Below are 14,914 nucleotides of genomic sequence, written 5' to 3'. Positions count from 1 at the left end.
TGTCTTCATTGTATTTCTTTGCTCGCCAAGACTCCATGACGAGACGCTTACAAAAAAAGAAGCTGCCTTACAAATTTGTAAGATAGCTTCAGCCGCTCTTCGAAACGCCCATTTGTCAAATTGTACCTATTTTTCATTTCACAAAAAAATCTTCATTTTTTAAAAAAATGACATAAAATTCCTCTGTTGAAAATATAAAGGTACAAAGGGGGTGAATGGATTATGGGCAGAATATATTTTGTTTTTTACGCCTTTCTGTTTTTCATCATCACGTTCCTTGCTCTGATCGTTGTCCTCGTCGGCTAGCAAACTTGTTTTTCCACAGCTTTTCACCCGGTCGTCCTCTGCGCCGGGTGTTTTTTTATGTTCACGGTTATATATTTATACGCAAACAAGGGAAAAAATGACTGCTTACAAAAAAATTGTTGGCAACAAATTGAACAGTCATTTACATAGAGGCAAAAAGAAAAGGGATTGTCCGAAAAATGGTTTTTCAACCCAATCATGAAACAAAGTAAGACCAAAGAATGCTGTTAAATCAACATTCTTTGGTCTTTCATGTGACACTAAAATGGGCTTTTCAAACAGCCCCGAGGAGAAAGCTTTATTTAAATGTTTTTCCAATTGCATCTGCTGCAAGTATTGCCGCATATACGTCATCAGGAGTAACCGGAAACGGCATATTGTGAATCGTTTCTCCCTCTTGGCAAGAAGCTTCAGCAACTTTTTGTATTTTAGATTCTATTTCCTCGGTGATTCCCATGTCTTCAAGTGTAATAGGCAATTCCAGCTCTGCACAGAGTGCTGCATATTTCTGAATTTCATCTAGGCTGCGATTTTCTAACACGAGTTGAGCAATAGTGCCGAAAGCTACTTTTTCACCATGGTAAAGATGATGCGGATCATCAATGACCGTAAATCCATTGTGAATCGCATGGGCTGCTGCGAGTCCGCCGCTTTCAAAACCGACGCCGCTCAAATATGTGTTGGCTTCAATAATATTTTCCACCGCTTTGGTGACAAGGTTTTGTTTTACAGCAAGGAAAGCTTTGACGCCATCTTCAAATAAAGTTTTTTGACAAAGCTCGGCAAGAGATATAGCAGCTTTTGTAATGGTGCCTCCTGCCATCGGAATGGCATTTGCTTCATAACAAGCTCTTGCTTCTACGTATGTTGCAAGGGCATCGCCGATACCAGCTGCCAGCAGTCTTGCCGGTGCATTCGCAACGATTTGGGTGTCTACTAAAACAATATCGGGGTTTTTCGGCAAAATCAAATATTCATCAAATACTCCTTCTTCTGTGTAAAGAACAGATAAAGCGCTGCAAGGAGCATCTGTCGAAGCAATGGTTGGAACGATCACGACAGGAAGTTTGCAATAGTAAGCAACCGCTTTGGCAGTATCAAGTGTTTTTCCGCCGCCGATTCCGACAATCACTTGAATATCATTTTCTTGAGCAATCGTTTGAAGACGATTGACTTCTTGCTTCGAACATTCACCTCGAAATTGTTCAAAAGTTAATGCGCCTTCTTGGCTGGAAAAACTTTGTTCAATGGTTTCACGGGTTAAACCTAATACAAATTCATCAGCGATGATTAAAAATGAATCCCCCAAACTGCTGATGTGCCGGCTGAGATTTTGAAGTTCTCCTTTCCCTTGTATGTATTTTGCTGGTGAATTTATGATTCTTGCCATTCACTACCCCTCCAAAACGTTATTAGGAAACTTTCCTTCCTATTTTGGATTATATCATCAAATCTTGCTTTTCTCATTTTAAAATTTGAACATTCACATAATATTCAAAAACTTTTGGTATTTTTTCGAAAATGAGCTCTCATTCATGAAACATGATGTTGTTACGGAAAGGATCATCCACTGAAACATCATTTGGGGCAAACACGCTTCAGTTGAGCCGTTTAGCTTTATAAGACGAAGCTATGCCACCATTTATCTGTTTCCATCTTCGAACTCCGTCACATCTTTTTTCTTAATGTGTGTGTTTTTTTTAAAATTGATTGCATACTTCACATATCCTTGGCCGTCTTTTAAACCTGTCGGATTTCCATCAAAGTCTCTTATTGCATTGATAGTGACATTGCGATAATGGTAGTTTTGTTCGTTCAGCAACGCATGCATTTCTTTTGCTTTTGTGTAAACTCCTTCCAATGTTTCGTTGTTCGCATCGATCTGGACGAAAATGTCAATTGGTTTTTTTAACTGAAGTTCTTTGCTCCAAGAAGCTTCAGGCGGAAGTTCCCCTTTTTGGATTTCTAACGATATATCCACATTTTTGATCGTATGAATTTTCTGTTTCAACAGCTGCAATATTTCTTGTTCCGCTTCCTGGCTGATTTTTTCCATGAGGGGTTCATCCAATGTTTCATAATAGATTTCATCATATTTCACCTTTGGCTTAATAAACCCTTGTACGTGCACTTCATAAGGATTGGCCCTATTGGAACCAATTTCCGTAACATCAAAATCATACCCGGATATTTTAAAGTTATAAAACGATCGATCAATCCGGAATTCTCGATCCGGATAGTTGGCTTGCAAATATCTGTTCAATGCTTTTTCCGCTAAATAATGGCTGACAGGATTGCCGTTAAATGCATTGTATAATAGCAAGATTCCTACTGTAAGAAAAACGATGAGCGCCACAAACACAATTTTGAATGTTTTCATTCTACAACTCCTCCTTTGTTTTAGACACGAGCCACGCAATAATGCATCCAAAAATGCAGGCAGATAATGAAAAGGCCGCCTAAGAGGACGACAGGAATAGCCGACAACCAAGTTCCCTTTTGTTCGGTCAGATGGTTTCCAATTGCCCAAACAAACAGCGATATAAAGGAAATGGCAAACACAATCCAAAAATTTTTGTAAAACCAAAATGTTATATTACTTCTTGGAACGGTCATATTTCTTCAATCGATTTTTTGCGATAGCAAAGTGCCGCGTTTTTTGACAGAGGAATGTCGAGAAAACAGTGCATTGTTTTCAAAGCTTCAAAAAATGCATCCTTCGTTAAATCTTCAGCTAATTCCTTTTGAAGTATTGCTGCAGGAAAATAAAAAGTAAATTTGTGAAAAAATTGTTTATGCCAATCTCCATCTCCACTATTTTCCTTACCAAAAACAACAGCGCTGCTTTTTTATTAGTATCATACAAATGAGATTTGCGGCAGGCAACAATTAATTTTTCTGTAAAGCATTCTGATTTGTTAATGGGATTTGGAACTATATGCTGATTGATTTTGCCTTTCATGAAGAAAATTGGGGAATGTTAAGCGAATTGCGTCATGGTTTTTGCGTGGTTTCATCGAATTATGCGGACTTTTTTTCTGTGGTGGGATTGGCTGTCAATAAGAGTAATTCAAATTGCTTTTCGCATTCCCATTGAATAGGATATTTTTAACGCCTGAGATGAGCGGCATCTCCAAAGGTTTGTTTGTACAGAAACGAAGCAGGGAGTGGCTTCCTCCCTGCCAAAGGAACAACTTTAAACTTCATAAACAGAAGTCTCTTTCTCTTCTGTCGACTTCATTTTAATACTCAGCCAATCGGTGCGGTAATATCGAATCATGACACCTGTCCCTAGCACCATGGTAAACGTGTATAATGAAAGCCATGCACCGATGCTGTTGAAAGAAAACGTAAAAATGAGCAAATAGGCAAGCGGAATAAAGAAAAACCATCCTAAAAGCACGGAAATTTTCAAAAGAAAGGTTGTATCGCCGATTCCTCTCAAGCCGCCCGCATAGAAATTAAACATGGCATCAAACAACTGCAAAAATGCAGATATTTTAATTAAAGTCACCGCCAATTGGATGACCTCCGCCTCATCGGTGTACATGCTAATAATCGGCTCGGCAAAAATAAACTCGACGATTCCAAGCAGGAAAATAAAAATGCTGCCAATCACCGCCGTTTCCGTCCCCATTTGTCTCGCAACGAGAGGTTTGCTTCTGCCAATATATTGACCGACAAGGATGGTGGCTGTTGAACCAAAAGCAAAGGCTGGCATGAAACCAAAGCTCATGACACTTAAGGCAATTTCATTCGCCGCAAGCGCTTCTGTTCCCAATCGAGCAACAAAAACAGTGTAAACAAACATGGCAATACTTTTGGAAAATTCTTCAGCACCGAGTTTGGAGCTTTCCGACAAAATCAATTTTGTTTCCGATCGCTTAAAACGAACCTTCCGGCGCGTTTCGTATTTTTTATGGAGCAAAGCAAAAAAAACAATAGCGGAAAGAAGAGCGACAACAGCTTCGCCGAGAAAAACGGCAAATCCGGCGCCGATAAGGCCGAATTTCGGAAATCCTAATTGCCCATATGTCAACGTATAAGTAAAGAAGATCATGAGCACATTGCCGATGATGGAGGTCACCATCGGGGTTTTCGTGTCGCCGACGCCTCGAAAAAAGCCGTGGAAAACGAAAACAAAAATAGAGAAAATCATGGCAAAAAAACGAAGCGTCAAATAGCCGGAGCCTTGACGGATAAACTCAGGCGAAACGCCCATTAACGCCAGCAAATCATCGGATAAGAAGATACCGGTTAAAAAGATGATGACGCCGGCTGCAATCGATAAATATAGACCGATGTAAGTCCGCTCCACTCCTATCTTCATCGTACTCGAACCATAGTTTTGGGCAACGAGATAATTGATCGTGTGGCCGATGCCAGAAAATAACGCCCAAATATTGTACATAATGATATTTGTTACTCCGACAATCGCAATCGCCAGGGCACCTAATTTGCCAACCATGATCAGATTAATCGTTCCAGTTACAGTCGCTGCGGCAAAGGATGCAATGGAAGGGATTGCTAATGCTAAAATTGTTTTCCAATTCATAGTCATTCTCCTGTTAGCCTGATAATTTTTAAAATTTGGAGGGAGAAAAAGCAAAAAGGAGAAAATGCTTCCTCTGCCTCTCCCCTGAAACATGGAAAACACTGAAAAAGCAAAACTTCATGCTATATAAGATAAAACATCAAGTGGAAGTTTACCAAGCATATGCTTCTGGGGCGCGTCCTCCGGGACCAGGAAAAATTTCATCCAACTTTTTCATGACTTCTTCATCCAACTTAACCTCAACGGCCCGCAACGATTTTTCAAACTGCTCTGCGGTGCGGCAGCCGATAATCGGCGCTGTCACTGCAGGATTCGCAAGCAGCCATGCTAAAGCAACCGTATCTTCTCTTTCGCCGATTTCCTTGCACAAAGCTGAAAACTGTTCCAATTGCTTGCGGTGTTTTTCGATTCGTTCTGCGTCTCTTCCACTTCTTGTTCCCGGAAGTTTCTTTAAAGCATTCCCGCCCAGCAAACCGCCATCAAGAGGACTCCATGGAATCACGCCAATTCCTAAATACTGTGCTGCCGGAAGCACTTCCAGTTCAGGGAGCCGGCAATTTAAATTATATTTGTGCTGTTCTGAAACCAAACCGAGAAAATGGCGTGATTGCGCCTCTTTTTGCGCCTCCATCAGTTTCCATCCCGGGAAATTGCTCGCTCCAATATAACCGACTTTCCCTTGTTGAACAGCAGTTTCAAATGCTCCCCAAATTTCATCCCATGTCACATTCCAGTCAACATGATGCATCTGGTAAAGCTCAATATGGTCTGTTTTCAGACGCTTAAGCGAGTCTTCCAAATGTCTGCGGATTTTATAGGCGGACAACCCTGGAGTGTTGTTTGGACCTTCAAGAGGATTATGCATCTCCCCGTACACTTTCGTTGCCAAGATAACTCGTTCTCTCCGTCCGCCTCCTTGAGCAAACCAGCGCCCGATCATCTCCTCCGTTCTTCCGGCATTTTCGCCCCAGCCATACACATTGGCTGTATCGAAAAAATTAATTCCGGCATCTACTGCCATGTCCATAATTTTAAATGCTTCTCTTTCTTCGGTGTCTACGCCAAAATTCATTGTTCCCAAGCATAATCTGCTCACTTTCAAACCCGTTCTTCCTAAAGCAGTATATTCCATGCCCTTCCTCCTCAATATGAAATGGTTACTTGTTTGCCTAACTTGGCGCTTTCTATGGCACTATATACCATTGCTACGCTTTTAATATTATCTGAACAATCCGTTTCAGGTTTTCTCCCTTCTTTTAAAGCTGAAAACATTTCATCCAGGCAGCCGATATGACCTTCCCGTCCTCGCCATTCGGATGAAGGATACACTTTCGCAGCATTCCTTATAAATTGTTTCTGATCACGGTTTTCAACCACTTCGGCAAAAGGCGCATTCGTTCCGTCCCAAATGGCGGTTCCTTTGCTTCCGACAATCCGCCATGACGATTCCCATGAAGTAGGGTTTCCTTCCGCACACCATGCACCTCGGTAACAAAAAACCGTTCCGTCATCAAATCGAAAAATACAAACAGCGGCAGCATTTCCTTCATACCATGACCATGATGGATTAAATTCATCACAATAAACCGAAACAGGATTCCTGCCGATTAAAAAACGGGCTTGATCAAACGTGTGAATCGCCATATCTAATATAAGCGGGCTTTCCATTTTTTCTCTAAAACCGCCGAAATGAGGCCCGAGAAAAAAATCTGCACAAATATAACCCGGCTTTCCAATGACCCCTGATGTGATCAAACTTTTCAGCGCCCGGATTTGCTTGTTGTATCTGCGGTTCTGCATAACAGCAAACGTTCTGCCGGTTTTTTGGGCTGTTTGCAGCATTTCTTTCGCCTCTTCCAGCGATGCTCCCATCGGCTTTTCGCCAAATACATGGCATCCCATTTCCAACGCCTGTACGGTAATATCTTTATGGCTTTTAGGAACGGTCACATCAAACACAAGATTTGCCCCCGTTTCCTTGATTGCCTGTTTCATATCTTCATATATTCTGCATTTCAATTGATATTCCTCTGCTAATCTCTCGGCATTATGAACTGAAATATCGACCAGTGCAGCGATATGGACATCCGGCCGGCTCAGGGCATACTCCAGCCAAATTTTTGACATGCCTCCGCAACCGGCAATGATCACTTTAAAATCCATCAACATTCCACTCCCTTCGCTGAAACCTTTTTCGGCTGTTTGTCAAGGGCGATTCTGCAAAACCCATGCCTGCTTTCTACAACTGAAGCCGGACACTTAAACAGCCTATCGATGTTATAATGTTGTCAAATACCTTCATTCCTTTAAATAAGAATGCGCCGATCACGATTTTCGCAAGTCCAGCCATTTTATTTCATCGGGGGTTAACTTGATGTTGAATGCTTTTAAACTTGAGTGCAGCTCCTCCTTCGACATCGGACCGATGATAGCACTTGTCGGGAAAGGCTGATTCAAAACATATGCAAGCGCAATTTGAATAGGCTCCACCCTTTTTTCATTTGCCAGCTGCACTGCTCTGCGGTATCGCTTCCAATTATCCTCATGATAATAAACCCGAACCATCTCGGGATCATCCGTTTGTTCAGGGGAATATCGGCCTGAGAAAAAACCTCCCGCTTGCGATGACCATGAGAACAGTGGAAATTGATGCTTCTCATGCCATTGCAGGCCTTCTTCATCTGCCGAAACGCATCCCGGCCATCTTGGTTCGTTCGGCTTTGCCAGACTTAAATTCGGGCTGTTGACAACAAAGCCTGCCAGCCCGTTTTCGGCAGCATATTTGTTAGCTTCTTCCATTCGGCTGATTGTCCAATTGGATACGCCCAATACGCCAATAAGCCCCTCCCGTTTATGTTCATTCAAAGCGTCAACGATTACATTGACCGGTATGTTCGGATCATCGCGATGAAGCATATAAATGTCAATATAATCAACCTGCAAACGTTCCAAGCTTTCATAAAGATCACGTTTAATATGTTCAGGAGCAACGCGCGGGCCTTTGCTGTCATGGTGGGCGCCTTTATCCAAAATAACAATGTCGTTGCGATTTCCTCTTTCTTTCAGCCATAGGCCAATCGCTTTTTCACTGGCGCCTTGATTATAAACGTGGGCTGTATCGATCGTATTTCCTCCCGCTTCCACAAAGGCATCCAAGAGATCGTTTGTCAGTTTCATGTTTTCAGGTGTAAACATCACCGAACCGATCGTGATTTGCGAACAAAGCTTATTTAGCCCTGCAATTTTTATTTTTTTCATCCCTCTCCCCCTTCCCCCATTAATAGAGCTTTTGACAATATCCAAAAGAATGCTAATTCAGCACAACTCTCCTTCTCTCTCGGGCTGATTTTAAACACCCGTCGATGACTTTCATGTTCAAAATAGCGTCTTCAGCCGGAAAACGAAGCGGTATGCCATTTAGGATGCTTTCGGCAAATTCATCTACTTGGGCTGTGTAGTGATTGATTTCCGGGCTTTTTTCCGTTCTCGTTTCCCCTTTGACCGTAACCGTAAAATGCGCTTGTTCAGTAGAATGAACAAGAAAAGCGCTCGGAATCTCTATTTTTCCTTCTGTTCCTAAGATTTGGAATGTATTTTGAAAATCAGCCCACATTCCGCACATAAAGGTCAATCCGATGTGGTTAGGAAATTCGATGAGACCGGTTGCCATCATATCAACATTGTCATGTTCGGGAGAGAAAAATGCTTGGACGGTTACTGCTTTCGGTTCCCTCCCCAACAAATACCGCGCAGCGTTTATCGGATAGCAGCCGACATCATAGATGGAGCCGCCGCCCCATTCAGCATGATAGCGAATATTATTTTTATCTTGGGCATTATTAAAAGTGAAAGTGCCGTGCAGCCCGCGAATCTCTCCTATTTCAGCGGATTCCAAAATTTCTTTAATCCTTTTATAGCGCGGATGATGGCGATACATAAAAGCTTCCGCTAACTGTACTCCCTCTTTTTTGCATGCATGAATCATCCTTTCCGCCTGTTCTTGGTTCAAAGCAAGCGGTTTTTCACATAAAATGTGTTTTCCGGCTTGGGCTGCTTTCACCGTCCACTCCATATGCAGATGATTGGGCAATGGAATATAAACAGCATCTACATCCCTGTCTTCAAGCAGTTCCTCATAGCTTCCATATGCTCTCTCAATCCCGGTTTCATCGGCGGTTTTTTTGGCTTTTTCGATATTGCGGCTTGCGATCGCAATCAATTCGCTCGTCCGTGAGGATTGAATAGCTGGTATGACCGATTTGATTGCGATATTGGCACATCCTAAAACTCCCCATCGCAGCTTTCTTTTCACGTGCATCCCCCTTCGATAAAATTTTTTGTACTTTTCCTTTCCGTTTCGGTTCGAATGGATTCGATTGGCAATTTTTCTTAAGCCCTATCGCTTTCGAAAATAAACACGCCAAACGGTTCCATGGTTATCTTTCCTTTTAGTTTTTTTCCTGTCAGAAGTTCTTCTCTTTCTCCATTTATCTGAATTTCTTGATTAGTGTCGGAGTAGTTCAGGAGAAAAATATATTGTCTTCCGTTTATCTGTTCGCGAACGGCCAATTCCACCTGTTCCGGCAATGCCACCCACCCGATTGGCTGTGCCAGGCCGATTTCCTTGATGAGCCTTTCTGCAATTGGCAAGGTGAAAACTCCGCCGTAATAATACGTACAGCCATTTCCGTATGGATGTTTGACGAGCGCCGGTTTTTCAGCAAAATAGCTGGTTTTATATACAGCCAAAACTGCTGCTTGATCGCTTTCCAGCTTCAAGACTTCATTAAATCGAACTGCCGCAAACTCTGTTTTTTCTTCATCCGCCATGATGACCGCAGGCGCTTCTTGATGAGGCCCAACAAATGTAAAATCTTCTACAGATATGCCGCAAAGGTCAAGGACATGGCCAGGCATCGGCAACATATAACAGTGTCCATCTTTGTTTTTATAACCTGTACGAGCCCCGAAAACAAGCTTGCCTCCTTGTTGGACATACTCTTTTAGCAGTTCAGCTGTTTTTTCTGTCAAAATCGTTGGATGAGGATAAATCAACAGCTTATATTTCAGCAGTTCTTCAACAGTTGTCGTCGGCTGCACATAAAAAGCATCCGCAGGAATATGGTTATATTGAAATGCTTTCACCCATGCTGAAACGCTTTCTTGTTCAAACGGCCCGTGCCAATGATCCAACTCTCCGTCCCACTCATTATCATAATCTTTTAAAATAGCCGCTTCCGCCTTAAATCGGGATCCTGCGATTTTCCCGCCAATGTTATGAATCTCGTTTCCTATTTTTCTAACTTCTTCTATGCGGCGATTCGAACGGTTGTGATAATCATTGATGCCATGCCAATAAATTTCGGTTCCCACCGTTGCCGTTCTCCAACGGAAATAGAGCACCATATCTGCTCCATGAGCGATTGATTGATAGCTCCACAACCTCATCTGCCCCGGTTTGGGAGAAGGCTGCTCCATTCTGTTCACCCATCCTCCCGGGCCTGATTGTTGTTCAAACACGGCAAACGTTGGGGAAATGCTTCTCACATTGCTTAAATTCCAGCTCCATTTCCTATCAAGAAGAGGTTTCTCCCCTTTATCCGGATAAATGGTGCTGAAGTTAGGATAGGAATCGTAGGCAATAAAATCAAGGTGCTCGTCTGTCAGCTTATGATAGTCTAAATGCCCGAAAATCCCATTGGTTGTCACCCAGTGATGAGGAACAATTTTTCTTAAAATCTCGGCTTGCATCGCTGCGAAAGAAATAGCGCTGTCTGAGAAAAAGCGTTTTTCATCCAAAGCCTGATGAGGATTTGGAGAATCGCTCACCGTCGGCCTTGTTAAATGGACTTGTTCCCAATCCGTGTAGGTTTGGCTCCAAAAGACCGTTCCCCACGCTTTATTCAGCTGTTCCAACGTCCCATATTTATTTTGCAGCCAAGCCCGAAACGCTTTATGGTCAGCTTCCGAGTAAAATACATTCACTTCGCAATTTAACTCGTTATCAATTTGCCAGCCGATGACTGCCGGATGATTTTGATAATGCTCAGCCATTTGCCGGACAATTCTGGCTGACAATTCCCGGTAAATGGGAGCATTGTAGTTATAATGCCGCCTTTGTCCATGTTGGAATTGCACTCCATCCTGCGAAACATTCAACACTTCCGGGTATTTGTGCGTCAACCAAGCCGGAGGGGTGGCGGTCGGCGTTCCAAGGACAACCTTCAAACCATGCTTATGGGCGAGATCAAGAACACGATCAAAAAAAGCAAACGAAAAACTCCCTTCTTCCGGCTCAAAAATCGACCACGCAAATTCCGCCATCCTTACAATGGAAAAACCCAATTCGCGCATTCTTTTAAAATCGTCTTTCCACATTTCTTCCGGCCAATGCTCCGGATAGTAACATACTCCAATTTGAATTTTCGGTGCTTGAAGTGCTTTCTTCATCTTCCCATCCCCCATAAATGTTTTAACGAAAATGCGAACTTCTCTCGGTAAATTTCTTCATCATTCCCTGTTGTCTATAAGACGTAAAATATACATAAATGGCAACAATCGAAAGCTCTACAAATACTCCAACTGATTGCGAGAAGGCGCCAATCATTCCTCCTTCATTAGGAAACAATGAAATCAGCAGAAAAAGAAGCGCGATCGTTGACGCAACATTTCCAAATTGGGAAAAAGACATAATGCGTGTTTGCTTCTTCACCATTAAAAGACCATTCACAAAATCAAGCCACGGAAAAAAAAGCGCCATCCAAACAAAAAATTTCAACGCTTTCAAACTTTCATTCAAAAGCTGTCCGGTCACCCCCATTAAATTTTCTAGAAGCCAAACGCCCAAAGAAGAATAGGCGATGATTCCAAGCATCATGGCCGGTAGAAGGCTAAACAACAGCATAAACCGAATAACAAGCTGAAAATCTTTTTCATAAAAATTTAAAACAACTTGATGAATATATGATGTAAAACTCAAAAATAACTGGGTAACCGAGAAGGCGATGGCATATGAAGCAATGGCAATTTCCGCTTGCCTGCTCCACCCCAGCATAATATTAATGGCCGGACCAATCGTCACGGCAACAAGCGAGGCCACAAGAAGAGGCCAGTAAAATTGAATAATTTGCGTTTTCTTGTCTATTGAGTTTCCCGTCTTTTCGGGAAGATCTTTTACAACATGCATCCCTTCCAAAAAACTTACCAAAGCTTCTATCGCCATTCCAATCAAAAAGATGCAGGCGCCAACCTTGCCGTGATTCACCATCTTGTTTTCGATCACAACCACGGCAACTCCTCCCATAAACAGCAAACGAATGACCATTCCGATTGTCAGCCACTTGGTCCTGAACTGAGAAATGATCATTCCTTGGAATAAACATCTCGCACCCGAAAAAATCGTGACAAACAGAAGAATTTGATACGTTTCGACCGCCGCATGGAGCACTTCACCTTTTACATGAAACAGACTGGAAAATATCCATATTCCCATAGGACTGAAAGCAACAGCTACGCTCACGAGAAAAATCGCTGCCAGCACAAAAACCGAAACCATCAACATTTGCCGAAACGAAATTTTATCTTTCACTAATGCGGCCGAAGTCGGGCGAAGCATAACCGCTATTCGCTCCATAATTCCGAATATATTCATGGCGATTGAATAGCTGGCAATCACGACCGCTGGATTGAAAGCTCTGGCCAACGTGCTATTAATAATAACATGAGAGACCGTGACTAAGCTTGCGGACAGTGCAAGCGGAATGAAAAAACGCAATATCGCAGAAAAACCTAATCCTTCTTGATTTGACTGTGCCCCAAGAAGCCCCATACCAACACATCCTAGCCATACAGATTCCCAGCATTTCCTTTGAAAGCAAGTGCCTTTTTGGGAGCTGCTTTTTTTAGAAAATAATCAAGGCTAAATGCTGTTCATTTGTCTGATTATCTTCGTAATCGTTTACATTTGAAGAACGAATAGAAGTTCCCCTAAAAAATATACACGGAGGCATATATTTGAAAGAGCGAAACATGGGCTGCATGCCCATGTTTTCATAAGATCCTATTTTGCAAGGATAGATTGCAAGTTTTGAATATTAATCCGTGAACTCTCCATCGGATCGCCGTCAAAGTGCTCCTGTTCAACGACATACCACCTTACGCCGAATTGATCGCCCGTGTTTAACAAACTTTTGATATCGAGTTCTCCTGATCCAATTTCAATGCTTCTTTTTACGCCGTTAACATTTTTCACATCTTTAATATGAAGAGAAACGACCCTTTCTCCATATTTCTCGATAATGTTTCTCGGTTCAAATCCTGCAAAAGCAGCCCAATAACAATCAAGTTCCATTTTTACCAAATCGGCATCAGTATTGTTGAATAACAGTTCAAAACCTGTTTCGCCATCAAAAAGCGAAAATTCAAAATCATGATTATGATAAACAAATGTGAATCCATTTTCTTTGCATTTTTGCCCTATTTCATTTAAAATTTCGGCTGTTTTATTATAATCCTCGCTTGTTTTTCTATATTCTTCCGGCAAGTAGGGGCAAATAATGAAATCATTGCCGATGATATGATTATATTCGAGTGTTTGCTCAAGGTTGTCGCCGAGTAATGTATCAATCCCCATATGGCTTCCCGCCGCAGTAATTCCTTTTTCATCCATTACCTTTTTCAATTCTTCTGCAGGCGTATCAAAAAATCCAGCAAATTGGATCCCATCGTAGCCCATATCTGCTACTTTTCTAACGGTTTCTAAAAAATTTTTTCCTGCTGCTTCCCTGACGGAATAAAGCTGCAAAGCTATTTTACCCATTGGAAAAACCCCTTTTTATTAATTTTTTCAGTCTAGCGGTTAATCAGTTCTAATGAATCTTTTGTTATCCCTATTGGCAGTGGTGCCGGCCGCTCGCAAGTGCTTGTCATTTCATAATGTTTTCCTTCATCTGAAGAAATGTGGAAACCATGCATAGCTTCAAGCACATGAAAAGCTAATTTTCCGTTTGCCCGATGCGAACGATTATTTCTTATCGCATAAGCCATATCAGCTGCACCTAAACCGCGGCTGTTTTCCGTAAAGCCGTGCGTTAAAGGAATTTCCGTCCAATTTTTCTCTCCGGAACGCCGCAAGTAAATCGGGCCGCCGAATGTATTAGGATCTGGCACAATTAACGTTCCTTCAGATCCATAAACTTCTATGCGCGGAAGCTGCGATCCGCCAAAGACGTCAAAGGTTGTAATCATCGTTCCAATCGCCCCGTTTTCAAAATCAATGATTCCGGCAATATGAGTCGGCGTTTCCACTTGAATTTTTTGCTTATATTTCGGCTGGCTTAAAATTGTTCTTTCCGGGAAGGAAATGCGTGCCGAACCGGCTACTCTCTTGATCGGCCCGATTAAGTTGACCAATGCTGTTAAGTAATACGGCCCCATATCAAACATCGGACCGCCTCCTTTTTTATAAAAGAATTCCGGATCTGGATGCCAGCCTTCCGGTCCATTGCTGATCATAAAAGCCGTTGCTGCGATCGGTTCTCCAATCCATCCGTCGTCAATGAGCTTGCGGCATGTTTGCAGGCCTCCTCCTAAAAAAGTATCGGGGGCGCAGCCGACGCAAAGCCCATTTTTCTCCGCTGTTTCCAGCAGTTTTTTTCCATCTTCAAGATGAATGGACAAAGGCTTCTCTACATATACGTGCTTTCCTGCCTCCAACGCAGCTAAACAAACGTCCGCATGCGCTTTTGGAATCGTTAAATTGATCACAAATTCTATTTCTGGATCGGAGAGCAGTTCCTCAACACTGCACGCTTTGGCAATGTTATATTCATTAGCTTTTGCCTTTGCTCTTTCCAGATCCAAATCCGAAACAGCGGCAACTTCAAACCCATCAAATTTAGTTAATGTTTGAAGATAAATGCCGCTAATATTTCCGCAGCCAATCACACCGATTTTAAACGTTTTCAATGCACTTCTCCCCTTTGCAAGCTAATTCAATGAATCTATGTAATGTTCTTGTTGAAAAATAGCTGGCTGCCAGAAGACAGAAGGAAT

The 14,914-nt window shown here is 42.3% G+C and carries 11 protein-coding genes; all 11 read right to left on the bottom strand.

Going from position 1 to position 14,914, the window contains the following annotated elements; genetic code table 11:
* Positions 1-604 precede the first annotated feature (604 nt).
* Positions 605-1,696: a glycerol dehydrogenase gene (locus AC0KTX_RS01500; protein ID WP_474250469.1), complete on the bottom strand. Its 1,092-nt coding sequence runs from the start codon at positions 1,694-1,696 to the stop codon at positions 605-607.
* A 252-nt stretch (positions 1,697-1,948) separates the two neighbouring features.
* A complete protein-coding gene (locus AC0KTX_RS01495; protein ID WP_474250468.1) occupies positions 1,949-2,686 on the bottom strand; it encodes a YfjL-like protein in 738 nt (245 codons plus the stop codon).
* A gap of 816 nt (positions 2,687-3,502) precedes the next feature.
* On the bottom strand, positions 3,503-4,861 hold the full coding sequence (locus tag AC0KTX_RS01490) for an MATE family efflux transporter (RefSeq protein ID WP_474250467.1): 1,359 nt from the start codon (positions 4,859-4,861) through the stop codon (positions 3,503-3,505).
* A 151-nt stretch (positions 4,862-5,012) separates the two neighbouring features.
* Complete coding sequence (locus tag AC0KTX_RS01485) at positions 5,013-5,993, bottom strand: aldo/keto reductase (protein ID WP_474250466.1); 981 nt, start codon at positions 5,991-5,993, stop codon at positions 5,013-5,015.
* A gap of 11 nt (positions 5,994-6,004) precedes the next feature.
* Positions 6,005-7,030, bottom strand: a complete 1,026-nt coding sequence (locus AC0KTX_RS01480) for a Gfo/Idh/MocA family protein (protein ID WP_474250465.1) — start codon at positions 7,028-7,030, stop codon at positions 6,005-6,007.
* A 156-nt stretch (positions 7,031-7,186) separates the two neighbouring features.
* Complete coding sequence (locus tag AC0KTX_RS01475) at positions 7,187-8,119, bottom strand: aldo/keto reductase (RefSeq protein WP_474250464.1); 933 nt, start codon at positions 8,117-8,119, stop codon at positions 7,187-7,189.
* A 52-nt stretch (positions 8,120-8,171) separates the two neighbouring features.
* A complete protein-coding gene (locus AC0KTX_RS01470; protein ID WP_474250463.1) occupies positions 8,172-9,179 on the bottom strand; it encodes a Gfo/Idh/MocA family protein in 1,008 nt (335 codons plus the stop codon).
* A gap of 71 nt (positions 9,180-9,250) precedes the next feature.
* On the bottom strand, positions 9,251-11,311 hold the full coding sequence (locus tag AC0KTX_RS01465; protein ID WP_474250462.1) for a beta-galactosidase: 2,061 nt from the start codon (positions 11,309-11,311) through the stop codon (positions 9,251-9,253).
* Between the two features lie 22 nt (positions 11,312-11,333).
* Complete coding sequence (locus AC0KTX_RS01460) at positions 11,334-12,689, bottom strand: multi antimicrobial extrusion protein MatE (protein ID WP_474250461.1); 1,356 nt, start codon at positions 12,687-12,689, stop codon at positions 11,334-11,336.
* A 231-nt stretch (positions 12,690-12,920) separates the two neighbouring features.
* Entirely contained in the window at positions 12,921-13,679 is a 759-nt protein-coding gene (locus AC0KTX_RS01455) for a sugar phosphate isomerase/epimerase family protein (protein ID WP_474250460.1), read from the bottom strand.
* A gap of 32 nt (positions 13,680-13,711) precedes the next feature.
* Positions 13,712-14,827, bottom strand: a complete 1,116-nt coding sequence (locus tag AC0KTX_RS01450) for a Gfo/Idh/MocA family protein (RefSeq protein WP_474250459.1) — start codon at positions 14,825-14,827, stop codon at positions 13,712-13,714.
* Positions 14,828-14,914 lie beyond the last annotated feature (87 nt).

This window comes from Aeribacillus sp. JST-2, assembly GCF_056032925.1.
The sequence above is the reverse complement of the archived record's forward strand: the minus strand, read 5'-3'. Positions and strand labels throughout refer to the sequence as shown.

What these genes read in the sequence shown, in the direction of transcription:
- AC0KTX_RS01455 (WP_474250460.1), bottom strand. Translation starts at nt 13,679, where the DNA reads ATGGGTAAAATAGCTTTGCAGCTTTATTCCGTCAGGGAAGCAGCAGGA.
- AC0KTX_RS01460 (WP_474250461.1), bottom strand. Translation starts at nt 12,689, where the DNA reads ATGGGGCTTCTTGGGGCACAGTCAAATCAAGAAGGATTAGGTTTTTCT.
- AC0KTX_RS01470 (WP_474250463.1), bottom strand. Translation starts at nt 9,179, where the DNA reads ATGCACGTGAAAAGAAAGCTGCGATGGGGAGTTTTAGGATGTGCCAAT.
- AC0KTX_RS01475 (WP_474250464.1), bottom strand. Translation starts at nt 8,119, where the DNA reads ATGAAAAAAATAAAAATTGCAGGGCTAAATAAGCTTTGTTCGCAAATC.
- AC0KTX_RS01485 (WP_474250466.1), bottom strand. Translation starts at nt 5,993, where the DNA reads ATGGAATATACTGCTTTAGGAAGAACGGGTTTGAAAGTGAGCAGATTA.
- AC0KTX_RS01490 (WP_474250467.1), bottom strand. Translation starts at nt 4,861, where the DNA reads ATGAATTGGAAAACAATTTTAGCATTAGCAATCCCTTCCATTGCATCC.
- AC0KTX_RS01500 (WP_474250469.1), bottom strand. Translation starts at nt 1,696, where the DNA reads ATGGCAAGAATCATAAATTCACCAGCAAAATACATACAAGGGAAAGGA.
- AC0KTX_RS01465 (WP_474250462.1), bottom strand. Translation starts at nt 11,311, where the DNA reads ATGAAGAAAGCACTTCAAGCACCGAAAATTCAAATTGGAGTATGTTAC.
- AC0KTX_RS01495 (WP_474250468.1), bottom strand. Translation starts at nt 2,686, where the DNA reads ATGAAAACATTCAAAATTGTGTTTGTGGCGCTCATCGTTTTTCTTACA.
- AC0KTX_RS01480 (WP_474250465.1), bottom strand. Translation starts at nt 7,030, where the DNA reads ATGTTGATGGATTTTAAAGTGATCATTGCCGGTTGCGGAGGCATGTCA.